Source organism: Methylomonas sp. LWB (genome assembly GCF_001856095.1).
Lineage (GTDB): Bacteria > Pseudomonadota > Gammaproteobacteria > Methylococcales > Methylomonadaceae > Methylomonas > Methylomonas koyamae_A.
Genome location: NZ_MKMC01000061.1, coordinates 1 through 2,607 on the forward strand (window position 1 = coordinate 1; position 2,607 = coordinate 2,607).

The 2,607-nt window shown below is 49.2% G+C and carries 4 protein-coding genes; 2 read left to right on the forward strand and 2 right to left on the reverse strand.

Going from position 1 to position 2,607, the window contains the following annotated elements:
* Positions 1-208: 208 nt before the first annotated feature.
* Both BJL95_RS19510 and BJL95_RS19515 read right to left on the reverse strand, forming a co-directional pair.
* Entirely contained in the window at positions 209-664 is a 456-nt protein-coding gene (locus tag BJL95_RS19510; RefSeq protein ID WP_071157342.1) for a hypothetical protein, read from the reverse strand.
* A gap of 275 nt (positions 665-939) precedes the next feature.
* Positions 940-1,272 (reverse strand): phage integrase N-terminal SAM-like domain-containing protein, encoded by a 333-nt coding sequence (locus BJL95_RS19515; protein WP_071160369.1) that lies wholly within the window; start codon positions 1,270-1,272, stop codon positions 940-942.
* A gap of 126 nt (positions 1,273-1,398) precedes the next feature.
* On the opposite strand from BJL95_RS19515, the gene BJL95_RS19520 reads away from it, so the two are divergent.
* Together BJL95_RS19520 and BJL95_RS19530 are read left to right on the forward strand one after the other, a co-directional pair.
* The gene (locus tag BJL95_RS19520) at positions 1,399-1,701 is read left to right on the forward strand and encodes a hypothetical protein (protein WP_071160371.1); all 303 of its coding nucleotides are present in this window, start codon (positions 1,399-1,401) and stop codon (positions 1,699-1,701) included.
* Between the two features lie 462 nt (positions 1,702-2,163).
* The gene (locus BJL95_RS19530) at positions 2,164-2,547 is read left to right on the forward strand and encodes a hypothetical protein (RefSeq protein ID WP_071158574.1); all 384 of its coding nucleotides are present in this window, start codon (positions 2,164-2,166) and stop codon (positions 2,545-2,547) included.
* Positions 2,548-2,607 lie beyond the last annotated feature (60 nt).

Here is a 2,607-nt window from a genome sequence, read left to right on the forward strand (position 1 = left end):
AGAAAATTGCCTTGCCCGCAAAGTCATTTACCTTGCGGGCAAGGCTTGGAACCTTGCGAGTGCTGCGAATAAGCTTGCGGGGTTAGCGGCAAAGCTTGCGAGCCTTGCCTTTATCTATTCCGCTATGGACTTGAGCTTAGTTGGTGTGCCGGAAGGCCGAGCCGGGCGGCTGACCTACTTATCTTGTTTAGCCGACAGGCTGGCCGGTTTAGGTTTTTGGCTTGGCGCCGCGGTTAAATCGAACCGACATCGCCTGCCGCAGCGTTTCCAATCCCGCGCCTTTACCGGCGATTTTCAACGAAGCGTAAGCATCCAGACTAAAACTATAAATATCGCTGCCCAGTGCCATGTCGGTATCTTCGGCTCTGCTCAATAAATCGCGCAGCCGATGCAGGCGAGGGCGGAGTCTATCGAGCGTCGCCAGATCGGCTTCCGCCGAGGCGGTATCCAGACCGGGCGGAATGGCGGACGTATTTTGGCTGGACACCGTCAGCGTCTGACGGCAAAACGCTTCGGTTTTATCGCCCATCTTGGGGATGGCGCGACGCTCTTCCGGGGTTAAGACCAGAAAGCCGGCGAAGCGGTCTTCCAATATTTTCAGGGCGGCATCTATATCGTTCAGATCATTATCGGAAAGGCTTAAAGAAATCAGATGCTGGTTCATGTCGGGCTCCTTTGGGCGTGGCTGATACGGCGGACGATGGGGCAGTCCGCAGATGAAAAGCGTAGGCTAAATTCAGAAACACGCGCTACATTGTTTACTAGAACGCTAACAGGCGTTGGATGGCATCCGAGTGCCAAGCGCTGGCTGGCAACTGGCGTTATTCGAACAGGACTATAGGCAAGGGATGCGAGCTAACCGGCGTTCTTTGTTACGGAGCCTGCGATTGGTGAAATCCGGCGGCGGTGCCGACTAAAATGGGCTTATAAACCGTTGAATTAGACCGCCGATGACCGGCGAAGCTCGACCATGCCATCCAACCAAGGCCATTGCACCGCTAGCACGTCGCGATACAAAAACAGAATGGCCGACAAAGCCTGATTTTGCGTGGAACTGGAGACATGCCGCTCGGTTGCCAGATAGGTCAAGAACCGTTCGACTTCGGCCGCGCCCATCTTCGTCGGATGACGCTTGGCGTTAAACAAAATAAATTGCTTAATCCAGGACACGTCGGTATCCTCGGTACTCAGGCCGTAGTGCTTGAAACGAATTTTATCGCGTACCTGATCCAGTCGTTTTTTTGGCGGTGCCGATGTCGTATTTGTTTCCATAACGTGTCCCGTTTGCCCGAGCGAATTCTTTCACAAACAATAACTTGCCATCATGAAAAAAGGATTATACGACATTATGCCCTGGATTATAGGACAAGCGATGTCGTATACATTACGTTATGTGTCATGATAGCTGAAGTCCATATTTTTTTGGCAAAAGCCACTTCGTCAGATGTAGAACGCTTTCCTACTGGTCAGCGTCACGCAATGCATATCTACGTACGGCAGTCGCTTGGCTCTGCTCACGACTGGGAGGCGGCAGAACTCGTGGCGCTAAATTGCGGGTGGTCTCAGGTTGAGATATTAAAAGCTGGAACTTTGCCCTTTGATACAGCGGAGCGAAAGGGAGAGCCTGAACGCTCCTGCTATTTGTCCGCACTTGAAAAAGGCGATGCCATTTTGGTCTATTGCACACCGGAGCAAGCATGATCACACATAACACGTCGCTCAAAGGGACGCTCCGCTTCGCTACGCGCCCGTTAGCTTAGCGTTATAAAGCAGGGCCTGAAGATATATGGATGGGATACAACTTCTAATCAATGTAATAAATAAACTTCCACCGTATAAACTAGCGGCGCTTGTAGTAGCCTTCTCCGTTTGGATGTTTGGACTCAGATTTTTAATCAAAAAACACAGTCAACGGCTTGAATCTGAAAACAAGGAATTCACAGAAAATATTCAACTACACCTAGTGAACGCCAAAGAGTGGCTTGTTTTCACAGTGTTTTTAATTACAGGATTCGGATTATTAGTATTTGCCGCAAATTTGTAAATTGCCTTATAACAACCACATCAACATGGAAAAAATAAAGCTACGTTCGCTATAGCTCACTCCTCTTTATTTTTCCTGTTATGTGGAGCGTTATGCAGTCAACCAATATGGAGCCACGAATGGGGCGTAATACGACGAATTGGATAAAGTTCTGGGGAATCCTTGCGATGCTTCTGGCCGGTACTGTCCTAGCGAAGTCGTCCAATTCTCCGAGCTACGTTACAGGAAAAGCCAAGAAACTATATAGCGTAATCTTTGGTATTGTGGTGGAGGTCAATGGGTCTGTTCGTTCAGTGCGGGTTGCCCGCGTCACTGATCCAATATCTGGCGGCGTAGCTCCAGTTGATGTGTCTGTTCCACCAGTATATGTAGATGCGGCTAAGAAATTTATCCTTGATAAGGGGTATTCACCGAAACTCGATAATGGCAAGCCGGTTGAGTTCTATACCTATTTCTTTTACGACCCAGCAAATCCTAACGTGTTGATAACCGAAACAAAGTAACAATCAATGCATAACTTATCATTCCAGCCGACCGCTTTCCGCTACGCTTCAAGCATCGGC